The organism is Pseudomonas farris (assembly GCF_019145235.1).
Taxonomy (GTDB): domain Bacteria; phylum Pseudomonadota; class Gammaproteobacteria; order Pseudomonadales; family Pseudomonadaceae; genus Aquipseudomonas; species Aquipseudomonas farris.
Genome location: NZ_JAHSTV010000005.1, coordinates 16,417 through 31,914 on the forward strand (window position 1 = coordinate 16,417; position 15,498 = coordinate 31,914).

Annotated in this window: 15 protein-coding genes; 8 read left to right on the top strand and 7 right to left on the bottom strand. The window is 54.2% G+C overall.

All coding sequences use genetic code 11. The features are described 5' to 3' along the window. From KVG95_RS11370 to KVG95_RS11380, 3 genes are all read right to left on the bottom strand, one after another. Entirely contained in the window at window positions 1-699 is a 699-nt protein-coding gene (locus KVG95_RS11370; RefSeq protein ID WP_123495817.1) for an ABC transporter permease, read from the bottom strand. Then, the gene (locus tag KVG95_RS11375) at window positions 696-1,385 is read right to left on the bottom strand and encodes an ABC transporter permease (RefSeq protein ID WP_007951063.1); all 690 of its coding nucleotides are present in this window, start codon (window positions 1,383-1,385) and stop codon (window positions 696-698) included. Before KVG95_RS11375 ends, KVG95_RS11370 begins: the two co-directional genes overlap by 4 nt. A 90-nt stretch (window positions 1,386-1,475) precedes the next feature. Then, a complete protein-coding gene (locus KVG95_RS11380) occupies window positions 1,476-2,249 on the bottom strand; it encodes an ABC transporter substrate-binding protein (protein WP_217856525.1) in 774 nt (257 codons plus the stop codon). A 36-nt stretch (window positions 2,250-2,285) separates the two neighbouring features. Here KVG95_RS11380 and KVG95_RS11385 point away from each other — a divergent pair, with 36 nt between their 5' ends. Further along, the gene (locus tag KVG95_RS11385; RefSeq protein ID WP_217856526.1) at window positions 2,286-2,573 is read left to right on the top strand and encodes a hypothetical protein; all 288 of its coding nucleotides are present in this window, start codon (window positions 2,286-2,288) and stop codon (window positions 2,571-2,573) included. Window positions 2,574-2,970: 397 nt separating this feature from the next. Here the strand turns inward: KVG95_RS11385 and acs are convergent, their stop codons facing one another. Next, complete coding sequence (acs, locus tag KVG95_RS11390) at window positions 2,971-4,926, bottom strand: acetate--CoA ligase (protein WP_217856527.1); 1,956 nt, start codon at window positions 4,924-4,926, stop codon at window positions 2,971-2,973. A gap of 369 nt (window positions 4,927-5,295) precedes the next feature. On the opposite strand from acs, the gene KVG95_RS11395 reads away from it, so the two are divergent. The 6 genes from KVG95_RS11395 (at window position 5,296) to KVG95_RS11415 (ending at window position 10,897) form a co-directional block, all read left to right on the top strand. Then, window positions 5,296-5,559, top strand: a complete 264-nt coding sequence (locus KVG95_RS11395; protein ID WP_217856528.1) for a DUF2790 domain-containing protein — start codon at window positions 5,296-5,298, stop codon at window positions 5,557-5,559. A 182-nt stretch (window positions 5,560-5,741) separates the two neighbouring features. Beyond that, window positions 5,742-6,053: a hypothetical protein gene (locus tag KVG95_RS11400; protein WP_217856529.1), complete on the top strand. Its 312-nt coding sequence runs from the start codon at window positions 5,742-5,744 to the stop codon at window positions 6,051-6,053. A gap of 671 nt (window positions 6,054-6,724) precedes the next feature. Next, on the top strand, window positions 6,725-7,975 hold the full coding sequence (locus KVG95_RS11405; protein ID WP_007934889.1) for a ribonucleotide-diphosphate reductase subunit beta: 1,251 nt from the start codon (window positions 6,725-6,727) through the stop codon (window positions 7,973-7,975). A 92-nt stretch (window positions 7,976-8,067) separates the two neighbouring features. After that, window positions 8,068-9,465, top strand: coding sequence for a dGTPase (gene dgt, locus KVG95_RS11410; RefSeq protein ID WP_217856530.1), 1,398 nt, complete (start codon window positions 8,068-8,070; stop codon window positions 9,463-9,465). Continuing rightward, window positions 9,462-10,037 (top strand): primase 1D-like protein, encoded by a 576-nt coding sequence (locus KVG95_RS30390; protein ID WP_437180793.1) that lies wholly within the window; start codon window positions 9,462-9,464, stop codon window positions 10,035-10,037. The genes dgt and KVG95_RS30390 overlap by 4 nt, the downstream gene beginning before the upstream one ends. Before the next feature lie 326 nt (window positions 10,038-10,363). Next, window positions 10,364-10,897, top strand: a complete 534-nt coding sequence (locus KVG95_RS11415) for a BRO-N domain-containing protein (protein ID WP_217856531.1) — start codon at window positions 10,364-10,366, stop codon at window positions 10,895-10,897. 136 nt (window positions 10,898-11,033) lie between these two features. Here KVG95_RS11415 and KVG95_RS11420 read toward each other — a convergent pair whose 3' ends face one another. Continuing rightward, window positions 11,034-12,131: an HNH endonuclease gene (locus KVG95_RS11420; RefSeq protein ID WP_217856532.1), complete on the bottom strand. Its 1,098-nt coding sequence runs from the start codon at window positions 12,129-12,131 to the stop codon at window positions 11,034-11,036. A gap of 185 nt (window positions 12,132-12,316) precedes the next feature. Between KVG95_RS11420 and KVG95_RS11425 the strand changes: the two genes are divergently transcribed. Next, the gene (locus KVG95_RS11425) at window positions 12,317-13,306 is read left to right on the top strand and encodes a hypothetical protein (RefSeq protein ID WP_217856533.1); all 990 of its coding nucleotides are present in this window, start codon (window positions 12,317-12,319) and stop codon (window positions 13,304-13,306) included. Window positions 13,307-13,309: 3 nt separating this feature from the next. Here the strand turns inward: KVG95_RS11425 and KVG95_RS11430 are convergent, their stop codons facing one another. Then, window positions 13,310-14,500 carry a hypothetical protein gene (locus KVG95_RS11430; protein ID WP_217856534.1) on the bottom strand — a complete coding sequence of 397 codons (1,191 nt, stop codon included), beginning with the start codon at window positions 14,498-14,500 and terminating at the stop codon, window positions 13,310-13,312. Between the two features lie 113 nt (window positions 14,501-14,613). Further along, window positions 14,614-15,432 carry a sulfite exporter TauE/SafE family protein gene (locus KVG95_RS11435; RefSeq protein WP_217856535.1) on the bottom strand — a complete coding sequence of 273 codons (819 nt, stop codon included), beginning with the start codon at window positions 15,430-15,432 and terminating at the stop codon, window positions 14,614-14,616. Window positions 15,433-15,498 lie beyond the last annotated feature (66 nt).

Here is a 15,498-nt window from a genome sequence, read left to right on the forward strand (position 1 = left end):
TCAGTGCTTCCGCGGGGCCAGATAGCCCAGCCAGCGGTGCTCGGCCATTTTGAACAGGCGCACCAAAATGAACGTCAGGCACAGGTAGAACACGCCGGCGGTGATGTAGGCTTCGAACGGCAAGTAGAACTGAGCGTTGACCGTGCGCGCGGCACCGGTGATGTCGATCAGGGTCACGATGGACGCCAGACTGGTGGTCTGCAGCATCATGATCACTTCGTTGCTGTATTGCGGCAGTGCCCGGCGCAGGGCCGATGGCAGCAGAATCCGCTTGTACATTTTGACCCGCGACATGCCCATAGCCTTGGCCGCTTCGATCTCGCCGTTCGGCGTGGCGCGCAGGCTGCCGGCGATGATTTCAGCGGTGTAAGCGCTGGTGTTGATGGCGAAGGCCAGGCACGCACAGAACGTGGCGCTGGACAGCCATGGCCAAAGGAAGCTTTCACGTACCGCTTCGAATTGCGCCAGACCGTAGTAGATCAAAAACAGCTGCACCAGCATCGGCGTGCCGCGGATCACGTAGGTGAACAGCCAGGCACTCATGTTGACGACCGGCTGCTTGGAGACGCGCATCAGCCCCAGCGGCAATGCCGCCAACAGACCGAAGAACAGCGACAGCGCGAGCAATTTCAAGGTGGTCACCAGGCCGCCGAAGTACAGCGGCAAGGCCTCCCAAATGACGTTGTAGTCGAAGATCATAGATCAGCCGCCCTTACGCCTACCGAGTAGCGCTTCTCAAGGTGACGCAATGCCAGCAACGAGACGCTGGTAATCACCAGGTACATCGCCGCCACTGCGAGGAAGAAGGTGAAAGGCTCGCGGGTAGCGTCTGCCGCCTGCTTGGCCTTGAACATCATGTCTTGCAGACCGACCACCGAAATCAGCGCGGTCGCCTTGGTCAATACCAGCCAGTTGTTGGTGAAACCCGGAATCGCCAGACGAATCATCTGCGGCACCAACACCCGGAAGAACACCTGAAAACTGCTCATGCCGTACGCCATGCCGGCCTCTGCCTGCCCCTTCGGGATTGCCATGAAGGCGCCACGGAAGGTTTCCGACAGGTACGCACCGAAGATGAAGCCCAGGGTGCCAATACCGGCGGCCAACGGGTTCAGGTCGATGTAGTCGTCATAGCCGAGCATCGGCGCGACGCGGTTGAGCAGGTCCTGGCCGCCGTAGAAAATCAGCAGGATCAGCACCAGATCGGGAATACCGCGGATCACCGTGGAATACAGGTCGCCCAGCCAGGCCAGCCAGCGCACCGGCGACAGACGCAGCGCAACGCCGATCAGCCCCAGAACGATGGCCAGGGCCATGGACGACAAGGCGAGCTGAAGCGTCAGCCATGCGCCATCGAGGATGACAGCCCCGTAGCCTTTCAACATGATTCAGGTCCTCGAAAGTTGGGATGAAAAAATGGCGCAAACCTCAGAGATCCTGCTGCTTGCGCCATTTCGGACTTGTTGCGGGGACGATTACTTGCCGTAGATATCGAAGGCGAAGTACTTGTCCTGGATTTGCTTGTATTTGCCGTTCTCGCGAATAGCCGCGATCGCGGTGTTGATCTTCTCTTTCAGCGCGTCGCCCTTGCGAACCGCGATACCTACGCCGTCACCGAAGTATTTGACGTCGGTGAAGGCCGGGCCAACGAAGGCGAAACCCTTGCCAGCGTCGGTTTTCAGGAAACCGTCATCCAGCAAGGTCGCGTCTGCCACGGTGCCGTCGAGGCGACCGGCGGCCACGTCGAGGTAGATTTCGTTCTGCGAACCGTAAGGCTTGATCTCGGCACCCAGTGGGGCCAGGACTTCGCGGGCGAAACGCTCGTGGATCGAACCACGTTGCACGCCGATGTTCTTGCCCTTCAACTCAGCCAGGTTTTCGCTGACCTGAGTGCCGGCCTTCATGACCAGGCGAGCCGGGGTGTTGTAGTACTTGTTGGTGAAGTCCACGGACTTCTTGCGGTCTTCAGTGATCGACATGGACGACAGGATCGCGTCGATCTTGCGCACTTTAAGTGCCGGGATCAGGCCGTCGAACTCTTGCTCGACCCATACGCACTTGACCTTCATCTCTTCGCACAGGGCGTTACCGATGTCGTAGTCGAAACCCACGATGCTGCCGTCCGGCGCCTTGGAGGCGAACGGAGGGTAAGCTGCTTCGATACCGATTTTTACAGGCTTGTCATCGGCGAAGGTCGGCAGGGACAGCACGGACAGTGCCAGGGCGCCAAGCAGCACAAGTTTCTTCATCTTGGGACTCCATCGGTAAAGGGCAAAAACGGCAGAGTGAGCGACAGCCCAATATGCGAATGGGTTAAACAGCTAAGCGGTGCTGCGTCCTGGGATGCATGCGCTGAATTCAACATTGAGTTCAACACCGGCAACGACGAGCGAGTGATCGGCATTCTAACGACAGGCCCGAAGCCGATATTTCTTCAATGCGACAACAAATTACAGATGCACCGAGAAAGCCGCTTGAACGCGTTGACAGCCTTGCAATTTCATGCAAGAGCAAAAGACAGTGAACCGACCTATATTGCAAATTGCGGGCCTATTATTGGCAAACCCTTCTAATCCAGCAAGCGCAGCGTTGTGTCTTATTTTTCATGGCCGATTGAGAGGCCCTGAGACTGGGCTTTGCGTTTCCCAATGCCTCGTATCGGAGCGTGCGGTTACACATTCAGTTACTTGAAGGGTGATGGGTAACAGTGGGACAGCGCCTACAGGCGAACCGATAAATATTGGTTCGGGTTTATTTATGTGGCGCCTGTCAGACCGCCTTCGCGAGCAAGCCCGCTCCCACATTTGATCTCCAGTGAACACAGATTTTGTGCGCAACTCAGGTTCAATGTGGGAGCGGGCTTGCTCGCGAAGAGGCCCGAACAGCCACCACCACCCCCAACCTGATCACCATAAAAAAACCCCACCAAACTCAACGTCTGGCGGGGCTTCGATGACTCAAGAACCGCTGTTAAGCGACGTTCATGGTCTTGTGCGTATCAATCAAATGCTGCACCACACCCGGATCGGCCAAGGTCGAAATATCCCCCAACCCATCGTATTCGGCCGTAGCAATCTTGCGCAGAATCCGGCGCATGATCTTGCCCGAACGGGTTTTCGGCAGCCCCGGCGCCCACTGAATCACATCCGGCGAAGCAATTGGGCCGATCTCTTTACGCACCCAGTTTTTCAGCTCCAGACGCAGTTGCTCGCTCGGCTCTTCGCCAGCGATCAACGTGACATAGACATAGATGCCCTGCCCCTTGATGTCGTGCGGCACACCGACCACCGCCGCTTCGGCGACTTTCGGGTGAGCGACCATCGCGCTTTCGATCTCGGCGGTACCCATGCGGTGACCGGAAACGTTGAGCACGTCATCCACACGCCCGGTGATCCAGTAGTAACCGTCCTCGTCACGACGCGCACCGTCACCGGTGAAGTACATGCCACGGAAGGTCTTGAAGTAAGTGTCGACGAAGCGGTCATGGTCGCCATACAGCGTGCGCGCCTGGCCTGGCCACGAATCGAGAATCACCAGGTTGCCCTCGGCCACGCCTTCGATGATGTTACCGAGGTTGTCCACCAGCGCTGGCACCACCCCGAAGAACGGACGTGACGCCGAACCCGGCTTGAGCGCGTGAGCGCCCGGCAGCGGGCTCATCATGTTGCCGCCGGTCTCAGTCTGCCACCAGGTATCGACGATCGGGCAACGGGATTGACCGACGTTCTTGTAGTACCAATCCCACGCTTCCGGGTTGATCGGCTCACCGACCGAACCCAACAGACGCAGGCTGCTGCCATCGGCGCCTTCTACAGCGGCGGTGCCCGACGCCATCATCGCGCGAATCGCGGTAGGTGCTGTGTAGAGGATGTTGACCTTGTGCTTGTCGACGATCTTCGCCACCCGGGTGATGTCCGGATAGTTCGGCACGCCTTCGAACAGCAGCGTGGTCGCGCCATTGGCCAATGGGCCATAGACGATATAAGTGTGGCCGGTGACCCAACCGACGTCGGCGGTGCACCAGTAGATTTCGCCCGGACGGTAGTCGAACACACGCTCGTGGGTCATCGCCGCATACAGCAGGTAACCGCCGGTGGTGTGCTGTACGCCCTTCGGCTTGCCGGTGGAACCGGAGGTATAAAGGATGAACAGCGCTTCTTCGGCGCCCATCTCTTTCGGCGCGCACACACTGCCCGCCACTTTCATCAGGTCTTCGTACCAGATGTCGCGATGCTGGTTCCACTTGATGTCGCCACCGGTGCGCTTGCACACGATGACTTTCTGAATGCTGCTGGTTTCAGGATTGGTCAGCGCGTCGTCGACGTTGGTCTTCAGCGGAATTTTCTTGCCGGCACGAATGCCTTCGTCAGCGGTGATCACCACTTTGGATTTGCAGTCGATGATCCGGCCAGCCAGGGCTTCCGGCGAGAAACCACCGAACACTACCGAGTGAATCGCGCCGATCCGGGTGCAGGCCAGCATGGCGACCACGGCTTCGGGGATCATCGGCATATAGATTGTCACCACGTCGCCGCGGTGCACATCCTGGCCGCGCAAGGCGTTGGCGAACTTGCAGACTTGTTCGTGCAGCTCGCGATAGGTGATGTTGCGGCTTTCGGCAGGGTCATCCCCTTCCCAAATAATCGCGATTTGATCGCCGCGCTCGGCCAGATGACGGTCGAGGCAGTTGTAGGAAACGTTCAGCGTGCCGTCGGCGAACCATTTGATATCGACATGGTGATCGTCGAAGGACGTCTGCTTCACCGTGGTGAAAGGCTTGATCCAGTCGAGGCGCTTGGCTTGTTCGCGCCAGAAGCCGTCCGGGTTGACGACCGACTGCTGGTACATGGCCTTATAGGTGGCCTCGTCAGTCAGCGTGTTGGCTGCTACCTCGGGACGAACGGGATACAAAGAAGCCGCACTCATCTTTCTTACCTCGGTGGAATAGTTGTTTTTGTATGGCCCCAGTTGTAGCCGGGCCGGGCCTATAGAACCATTCGACGATGGTAGTAACAAGCCCCTACAAAATGTGGCTATACCGCGACAAGGCGCTCAAACCCGGCTGTTTTAGGCTTCTTGGGGGATTGTTACCGAATTTGCCAAAGGTGTTTATCAAAAGCACGGCTATATGCACGCCACCCCCAGGCCTAAAATCAGCCTCGCCAACACGGCAACGCGATTAACCCAGTTGCAGCCCCCACAAAGGCAGTTAATCCAAGACTCTTTATTAAAGCTCCACACGCAATCCCAAAAAGATTGCGTGCCCCCCTTCGACTTCAGAAAGGTAAATTTGAAATGAAAGCTTTATTGGTTCTGGCCCTCAGCAGTCTGTGCGCAACCGCCATGGCGGATGAGGTCTCGACTGATGTCGCACAGCAACAACCCGCCATTGAGGAATACACCTACTCCACCCATCTGGACATCGCCAAAGTTATATCGATGAGCGAAATCCCGAACGTCTGCGAAGTGGTTCCAGCCAAAATGGAATACGACGACTCCAAAGGTCAGCGGCACATTCTGCGCTACAGCGTCATGGGCAACGGCTGCTCTAACGGCTGATCCACCCCCTTCTATCTCCCAAGGCTCGACCCATCCTTTTTAAAGACAGATGAAGCGCCGGGCCCTATATCGACAAACACGATTGTTTTAAGCGTTTATTTGCGCTTTTTAATCAAAATAGTTGGCGTAGGATGAATTCCACACCCAAGGCACAAAACGCCAACGAACCTGGAGCCACTACCATGAAAACCAAACTGATCCTCGCCCTGACCCTTTCCGTCCTGGCCGCTAACACCTTCGCCGCCGATGGCTACGACCGCACTGGCTCGTCTACTTTCACTGAAGCGGCTGTCGCTTCTGATGGTTACGACCACACTGGTTCGGCTTCTTTCGCTTCTGATGGTTTTGATCGCACTGGCGCTGCCAAGGTGGCTGCTGATGGTTTTGATCACACTGGCGCCGCCAAAGTCGCCGCTGATGGCTTCGATCACACTGGCGCTGCCAAGCTCGCTGCCGATGGTGCTGACCACGTAGGTGCAGCTCGTTTCAGCTGAAAACTGAATGCGACCTCACAGCCCGACTTCGGTCGGGCTTAGTTGTGTCTTAAGTGGTCAAAAATCGACCAAAACCACTACATGTAGTAAAAAGTGCCGTTTCTGGTTGTTTTTTGAGCAACCTATTTCAAGAACATTTTCAACCAAAAACTGCAAACAATCCCGCCCACAAAAACCTTCCCCTCTCCTGAAAGCCCCGTCCCACCTGGGTTGCAACACAACAGCAGACCCTAACGGCGCCAACACCCAGCCCTCACCGTCAAAAACCAGCCAAAACAGACGAAAAAAAAACTTCCTCCGCCAAAGCCCTGTAAACCCTCGCTCCAACCTGAAAACGCCCCTCGCCGACCGCTCCGAGTGCCATTTCGCCGCACCACGGGGCTGAAAATTTCCTTATAATGCGCACTTAAACGGGCCTGCAATATTCCCTTACAGGGGTGAAAAGCCAGTCTGAAGCCCACGCAGAAGCGACTCATGTTTTTTGCGCCCATCAGCGGCTTCGGAACACCCGTACAAAATTCTGTTTGTTGCCTGCTTACCGCCGCAAAAAACGGTACTGCTGCAAAAAACGATTTCCTTTAGATCCAACGCGGCCAGAAACGGCTGTGTGAAAAACCAACCTATCAGTTTTCACACGGGCAATCTGGCCCTCACGCAGGAGACGACACGTCATGCTGAGCTGGGACGAATTCGACAAAGAAGATGACGGCGAAGTCGCTGTAAAAGGCGCCAACGCCGGCCACGCTTCTGAAGCCAACATGGACCGCCTCGACAGCGCCGGTGGTGCCGCCGCTCAAGAGGCCCGCGCCGTGACCGCGACGGACTCCGCCGCAATCGCCCGCGCCAAGGCTGCCTTGGACTCCCTCGACGTAGCCGAAGGCCTCGCCGAACTGGAAGGCGCCTCTGCCCGTGTAGCTGTCGATGAAAAGCGCATGATCAACTGCCGCGCCGACCTCAACCAGCTCGTCCCATTCAAATACGACTGGGCATGGCAGAAGTACCTGGACGGCTGCGCAAACCACTGGATGCCGCAAGAAGTCAACATGACCGCCGACATCGCCCTCTGGAAAAACCCGGAAGGCCTGACCGACGACGAGCGCCGCATCGTGATGCGCAACCTCGGCTTCTTCTCCACCGCCGACTCCCTGGTTGCCAACAATCTGGTCCTGGCCGTGTACCGCCTGATCACCAACCCGGAATGCCGCCAGTACATCCTGCGCCAGGCGTTCGAAGAGGCGATCCACACCCACGCCTACCAGTACTGCATCGAATCGTTGGCCATGGATGAAGGCGAGATCTTCAACATGTACCACGAGATCCCATCGGTCGCGAAAAAAGCCACCTGGGGCCTGAAATACACCCGTTCGATCTCCGATCCGAAGTTCGAAACCGGCACCGTCGAAACCGACAAAGAATTGCTGCGCAACCTGATCGCCTACTACTGCGTTCTGGAAGGCATCTTCTTCTACTGCGGCTTCACCCAAATCCTCTCCATGGGCCGCCGCAACAAAATGACCGGCGTCGCCGAGCAGTTCCAATACATCCTGCGCGACGAATCCATGCACCTGAACTTCGGCATCGACGTGATCAACCAGATCAAAATCGAAAACCCGCATTTGTGGGATGCTGAAATGAAGGAAGAGGCTTCGCAGATGATTCTGCAGGGCACTCAGTTGGAGATCGAATACGCTCGTGACACCATGCCTCGTGGGGTGTTGGGCATGAATGCGGCGATGATGGAGGATTACCTGAAGTTTATTGCTAACCGTCGGTTGTCACAGATTGGTTTGAAGGAAGAGTATCCAGGGACTACGAACCCGTTCCCTTGGATGAGCGAGATTATGGACTTGAAGAAAGAGAAGAATTTTTTTGAGACGCGGGTTATTGAGTATCAGACTGGTGGGGCGTTGAGCTGGGATTGATTTTTTCAGCGAAACTCTAAAACGCTTTACCTAGGCATGGATGTTGGGTAATGAAAACCCCGCACTGCGGGGTTTTTTATAAGGAGATACACATGAAGTACGGAACAATAATTAGTACAGAACGACTTCGCCCAACCACAACGATCAGAGAGCACGACCTAACAACAGAAACGGAAAGCGACAAAGCACGAGTTTTATTTTCAGCTCCATTTAGACGTCTTCAGAAAAAAGCTCAGGTATTCCCTTTAGAGTCAAACGCAGCAGTTCGAAGCCGCCTGACTCACTCTTTGGAAGTAGCAGCAGTTGGCCGACAGATAGCACAAAAAATCGCGAAAGAACTAGTTCACAGAACTGAAATAGCTGACTCGGATCCACTTGTAAATATAGTCGAGTGTGCTTGCCTTTTACACGACATTGGCAATCCACCTTTTGGGCACTTTGGTGAAGCCGCTATTTCTAGCTGGTTCAAAAATAATGGGGCAGAGTCGAAGTCGTTTGAGCTACACAGAAAAAATTTTACTCCGTACTATTTAGACTTTGAGAATTTTGATGGCAACGCCCAAGGACTTAGAATCATTACTAAGCTCCAAGGAGAGGATCAATACGGGCTAAACCTCACATGCTCGACCATTGCCGCCTATTTGAAATATCCCCACTCTGAAAGCACTCGCGAAGCAGGCAAGAACAATTTTCACAAAAAACCTGGTTACTTCCTTACCGAAGACGATTCTATAAAAGCAACATGGGACAAGCTAGAAATCCCACATCACGTAAGAAGCCCATTGACCTTCATAATGGAGGCAGCGGATGATATTGCTTACTGCTTAAGTGACATTGAAGATGGAATTGAAAAAAACATAATAACCTTGGACCAGGTATTAATAGAAATAGGTAACGCGCTGGATAGCGACGCCCAAATTCATTGGCAAGAAATGGTTTTGAAAGCAGAACAGTACAAAAACATAATTAACAAATTTATCTACATCAGAACCAATCTAATCAACAGAGCTACAACCATCGCAAAAGAATCATTTATTGAGAACTCCGCTGCTATTTTCTCAGGCAACTTCCACGAAACGCTCATTACAAAAAGCTCACTCGAATATAAAATACTCAAGGCCGCTAGAGGCTTCGTAGCGCTAAAGGTATATACATCGAGAGAAGCAGAAGTAATAGAACTCTCAGGAAACAGCATAATAACAGGCTTATTAGACAAGCTTTCACCATTATTAGAGCTAGACACTGAAAGCTTCCAAATAGTGTTGAATAAAGATACTGACGGAATCAAAGAGAACGGACTTCAAATTCATTCCCGACTAATAAACCTGCTACCTTCTCAATGCAAAAAGTCATACAAGCACGAAGCCAGCATCAAACCAGATATGGAATGGATATACAGAGTTCATCTGATAATCGACTACTTGTCAGGAATGACTGATGACTTTGCGTTAGAAATGTATCAAAAACTCATGGGCATTCGGACAACATGACAATAGAGGCATCCCACCCATTCATCCTAATAAGGGACTTGGCATCAACTCTGAATGACGATGCCGAGTTCGAGTTCAGCATTTATGAATATGAACCCCAGTCTATTCTGGACCATCGTGAAACAATCCGCATCACAGCTTGCTATTTAACCGAAGACATCATCAATAGAATTATAAATAAACTCCCCGAAAACAAAGAACTTGCAATACACTCATCAGTTCGCATTAATAAAAAACTATTTCACATACCAATGATAGACTTCGCGACGTCCGAGCGCGAAATATCAGAAAAACTGGACGTTATTAGACAGATACTGCCGCGAGAAATATTCAACGAATTATCTTTCTTTAACTCCGGAAGATCATGCCACGCTTACAGCTTGAAGCTTATTAAGCATAGCGATTGGGTGAGCTTTATGGGACGCCTCCTACTCATCTCAAAACCAAATGAAAATCAAATAATTGACACGCGATGGATTGGTCATCGACTACTTGCCGGGTATAGCAGCTTACGATGGAGCAACAATAGCGCCCAGTATCTAGCGCTTCCAAAAAAAATCAAGCTCGTTTAACACACTGAATTTCCGTTTAATTGAAGGTCGCTACTCATAGAATTCTCCGACAAAAATTTGAGAAGGTATCACCTGTAAAAAATAAAAATTTAAGACTAGTTTATTTGCAGGTGCCTAAGAAACGCCCAACGTAGAATCTAACTTCCTCACATAAAACGCGTGCTGATATCAGCGATATATGCGCAAGCCTGTGAGAAAGAAACGGTTTGTTGGGATTTCTTACGTCCTCTACGTCGGGCTCCGGCTCTCTTCAAATTCATACGTAGAGGTAATAGGTATGCTCACAGAAACTACACCCCGCTGCCCCCCCGCTGTGGAGATCGGCCATGTCTGAGCCCTTCATCCCAACAATCTTCACCCGCCAACACCTCCCCCTCCATGCCCTACTCTTGGAAAATCAACCATGGTTCTGCGCCCGCGATCTGGGTCGCTTAATGGGCGTCCATCTGAATGATCGCGTGGTCAGCAAACTGGATGAGGATCAACGGCATACATTGCTGATTGACTACCACGGCCAACCAGAGAAGCGGTTGATGCTCAGCGAATCCGGTGTATATGCGTTGCTGGTGTATCACTATGCGCCGGGGAATCGGTTGTTACGTGAGTGGTTGACTCATCAGGTAGTACCGGCCTTGCGCGATGCTAAGCAGTCGAAAAACGTGGATCGGCCAATGTTGAGTTTGTTGGATTGGCCGGAGATGTCGTTGAGTCTGTTGCATTGGCAGGATGAAGGTTGGATTCGGCTGCGGGACATGCCTTATCTGTTGCTCAATCGCACACGTCGGCGGGTCCCGGTGGTTAAGCCTTGGTGGCGGAAGGTTGTGGAGGTTTTTCAGTCTTCGAAGCATTCGGTGGGTTAGAACGTATTTGTAGAATCGCTTTAGCGATGCCCGGTCTTTTCTGTAGGAGTTTTCGTAGGCAATCGTAATGGCCACTCAGTATCGCCGAGGGTTTTCACCCCTCGGCGATGTTATGAGCGTAAAGAAGAAAGCTCAATCAACCTTCAATTGCTTCCAACCGTAGCTTCAGACTCTCATTCACCAACGCTCCGTGCACTCCAGAATGAATTTCCCGATGGCAACTTGGGCACACAGCCCCCACATAGCGTGGGTGATCTAACCCACCATCTGAGAGCCGGTTTACGTGATGTGGCTCTAAGTAGGGTGTGCCATCCTTTTTCATAAAAGGAGCCGGCATCTTACAGCTCTCGCATTCCCCCTGAGCACGCATCAGTACATAGTGGGCAACCTTTCGGCTGCGCTGATAGATCTTACGCGGAGCGGATTGCCCTAACTCATCACTGCAAGGCTTACATGCAGCCAGCGCAGCCAATCTCGCAGCAGCCAGAGAGTCGGGAAGGTCATCCTTATCCTCATCCTCTTCTTCAGCCTCAATCATTCCACGAGGAATACCCACAGGAACTAACCGAAAAACAATCGCCGTCCGCGCCTGACCACTCACATCCGGCTGGGTCCGGTTAAACATATCGGCGCACGAAAACTCGCCCTCGTAAGCGTAGCCATTACCTTTGCCGAGGGACTTAAACAAGTGCAGCGCTCGGCCAACCTCGGCATGCTCAGCAATGGCTCGGTTGCCTCGGATCAAAGTCATCGGCCCGCGTTGCCCTTCACCGGTATAGAAGTAGGCGCCGTCTTCCCAATGGTCGGCGTACCCGTATTGCTCACCGCTATCGCCCGTGAACAAAAAAATCACAGGGTAGGTAGCGGACGCTGCAATGCCGCTTTGCAGGCTCCCACCGAACGGTCCATTGATCTCAGTTTTTCGGTCGTAAACAGCCCCCGGCGTGAACTGCAACACCGGCTCGCCGTCCCCACGCGGTAACTCCACAATAGTGAAGCCTCGCTTCTCTAGGTAACTGTTGGTCGGGTGCCCACCGGAGAATTCGCCTACGGCAATGCCGGTAGCCAGAGAGACGATTTTCTTCGCCGGATACAGTTCACCACCCGCGTGAACGGCGTAACGGTGAGCTAAGTTATTTTCCCAGCCCTGCCACTCGCGCTTACTCCGAAATTTACGATCAAACTCCAGCATTGCTTTGTCTATTCGTTCCTTCGAAACCGATTTGATCGCCACGAGTGCTGCCCTTTATCGACAATTGCTGTAGGAAAATTCCTACCACCGCCAAAGTACCAAAGGGTTTCAATACGTAACAGGGCGAAGAGCCATTATTTCTAAGCGCTATTGCTCAATAGCGCGTGCGCCATAACTCACTACCCGCTATTAATACCTTCCTCACCTCTCACGGACCCGAGCCCGCCATGAAATTCGACCTCGCCTACTGCCTCAGCCTCGACGACAAACTGTCGATCTATGACGTGCGCGATTTGAATTTCGACGAGACGATGGAGTTCGATTCCGCCAAGGAGCACTTCCAGTGCCCCTACGATGCTTGCCGTTCGGCGTTTGATACGACCAATGTGTTGGGGACGTTCAACGCCAAGAATGTGAATTACGTGCGCACGCCGCACTTCAAGAACATTCCCAGCACGCGGCATGTCGAGGGTTGTCCTTATGTCAGTCTGAAAACGCCGGCGTCGGGCCTGGAGGCGGACGGTGCGGAATCGGATGACAGTCGGGAGGAGCATTTTCCGTCGGAGTTGTTGCTGACTCGGCGTGAGTATGTGCGTAAGCCCTCCAGCCCGGCGGTGGCGGCGGATGTTATGCGCGATGAGCCGCGAGTGCCTTCAGCGACCAGTAACGTCGAGCATCCGAGCCGGGAGTCGGCGCCGGACAAGACCAGTGTCTTCGCCCATCCGGTGGAGTGTTTTGTGTCGAACTTCGAGGACAAGGAGTTGCTCAAGCGCATGCCGCTGAAGATTGGCGAGCACACGGCGCCTTATGGGTCGTTCTTCAAGAAGATCGAATACCTGCAGGACAACAAGGGGTTGATTTACTGGGGAAAAATCAAGGAGATCAAGGATTACACCCAGAGCTTTCGCATCGATTTCGAACAGAAGGTCTGGTTCAAGCAACCGGACGAGGCGAAGAAGAAGCCTTACTCGGTGAATGTTTACCTGAGCAAGAAGCTGATCGACAACTACCGCAAGCGCAAAGCGTTTCTGGAAGAGATCAAGCATGCCGTCGACAGTGAGGCGCAGTTGTATTGCTTCTTTTATGGGGTAACGCCGGAGTTGAAGCAGGTGCCGAGCAAGAAAAACCCCGAACAGACGTTCGGGGTGTTTAGCGCGAATATTGAGAATCTGGATCACTTCATTATTCGTGAAGCGCCGGGGTTGGCGGCGGGCTAGGAATTAGTTCTGAGGCAGTTGGAGTTTGACCGCGCCGGGATGTTGCTTGACCACGGCGTACGGCAGCACTGACCAACCCGGATCATCGCAATTGCGTTGCACGCGGGCGAAGTACGGTCCCAGGTACAGGCCTTTGGCGGTGAAGTGCCAGTTGGAATAACCCCAAACACTTTCGTCGGTGTAGTCGCAGTCATTCTCGTCCGTCGGTTTCTGCATTTCGCCGGGGTACAGTGTGGTGAATTGTTTGATCAGCCACGGCACGAACACTTCGCGCTGATAGGTGAATCGCGCGTTGCTCTCTTCCTCGGTCAAGGATGTGTCGCCCGCGCTGTCGCGATCGGCGTGCAGCAGTGGCTTGCCTTTGCCAACCCACAGCACGTCGTCCAGCGACAGGCTATGACCGGTGTGAACGTCGAGGTTGATCGGTGAATCGCCAAAATCCGGGTGAGCGCCGCCGCAGCTGTAGCTGGTGGCGATGCTCAGGCTGACCACATCGGGCGATAGGAATTGGGGGCTGACACCTTGGTCGAACTCGGCATATTGCCCACCTTGCAGCAAACAGCCGTGATAGCTGATGACTTCGCTCCAGAGCCGCTCCAACAATTGCTGATTGACCCGCTGCTGGTCGGCTTTCGGGTAGCCGGACTCGATGCTGAACATGGAGAGAGTGGACTCGGGCTGCGTCCACCATTGCAGGTCGTAGCCCATGAAGGACTCTTTCTTGCCCGGTTTGAGCTTCAAGCCTTGCAGGCGAAGATATTCATAAGGATCGCTTTTCGGGAGCGCGGCGATGAAGGGCAAGGCGTCCGCCGCCGGTGCCGGCAGCTTGGCCTCGGTCAACTGCATTTGCAGGATTTTACCCTTGGGGCTTTTCCATTCGCCCTGCCAGCCGTTGGCCGTTTCTTGCAGCTTCAGGGTCGGCAGGGGTTTGTCGTCGCCGTAGCGGTTGTTGCCTTCGGTTAGCGTCAGGGTCTCTTCTTGCAGCGAACCGCTCAGCTCCAGGTCGCGATGGTACTTTTCATAGAAGTAGCGGCCGGTCACTTCGTCAGGCTGAAAGAGGTTCATTTCCAGCACGATTGGCATCTTGCCCAGCGTGCCGGTGAACACTCGTCTCCCATCCTCGGCATGAGCAGTGGAACACAGCATGAGTAACAACGCGGCGACTGGCGCCAGACGTAACAATCCTTTGAGCATTAATCGATCCCTGAATGAGTCGGAAGCAGCGCCGGCAGGTTGAAGGCGGCGCAGGTTGAACGAGGACGGATTATGGCGAGGTTGCAGGAGGGAATCGAGCTTCATTGCGCACTTCACTTCATCGCCATACTGAGCATCACCACCACCAGCAAACCAATATAAACCCGCGCATGCACCCGATCCGGTATCCGCCCGATCCACGGCGTGGCCAGCCGAATCCCTACCAGCGACCCAGCCGTCAGCACCAAAAACGCCAGCACATCCACATAACCGATAAACCACGGCCCCAGATCAAACTCGGTAAACCCCGCCATCGCCATGTAAGTCAGCGTCCCGGCCACCGCAACCGGCAGACTCAACGGATTGGCCATGGACGTTGCCCGAGACATGCTCAGCCCACAACGCCGCAATAACGGCACGGTCATGACGCTGCCGCCCACGCCGAGAAACGTGGCGATGGTGCCGATGCCTACACCGCCGCCAGACACTTCTGCCCTGCCCAATCGCCGTGGGATTACGGCGTCGGACTGTGTAAGAAAACCGCGTCGGAACAAGCAGTCCAGTATCGTCACGCCGAGGTAGGCGATGAAGGCAAAACGGATCAGCTCGCCACTCGCCCACATTGCAGCAACGGCTCCGACGATCGCGCCCAGGCCGATGAACCCGCCCAACGGCCACACGTAACGGCGAATGAGATTACCGGCGCGTTGATGTTTTGCGGTGGCGATCAGGGCGTTGACGATCATCACGCAGGTCGAGGTGGCCACGGCGATGTGCATCGCCGATTGGCTGACGGGATCGTCGGCGCCGTGACTGGCCGTGAGCATGCGGTACAGCAAGGGCACGACGACGAATCCGCCGCCGAAGCCGAACAGCACGGCGGTGACGCCGGTCATGCAGCCGAAGAGTGCCAGCAAGAGGTAGAAGAACATCGCGCATCGTCCGTTGGTTGAGAGTGAAAGAACAATCCATGTGGGAGCGGGCTTGCTCGCGAAGAC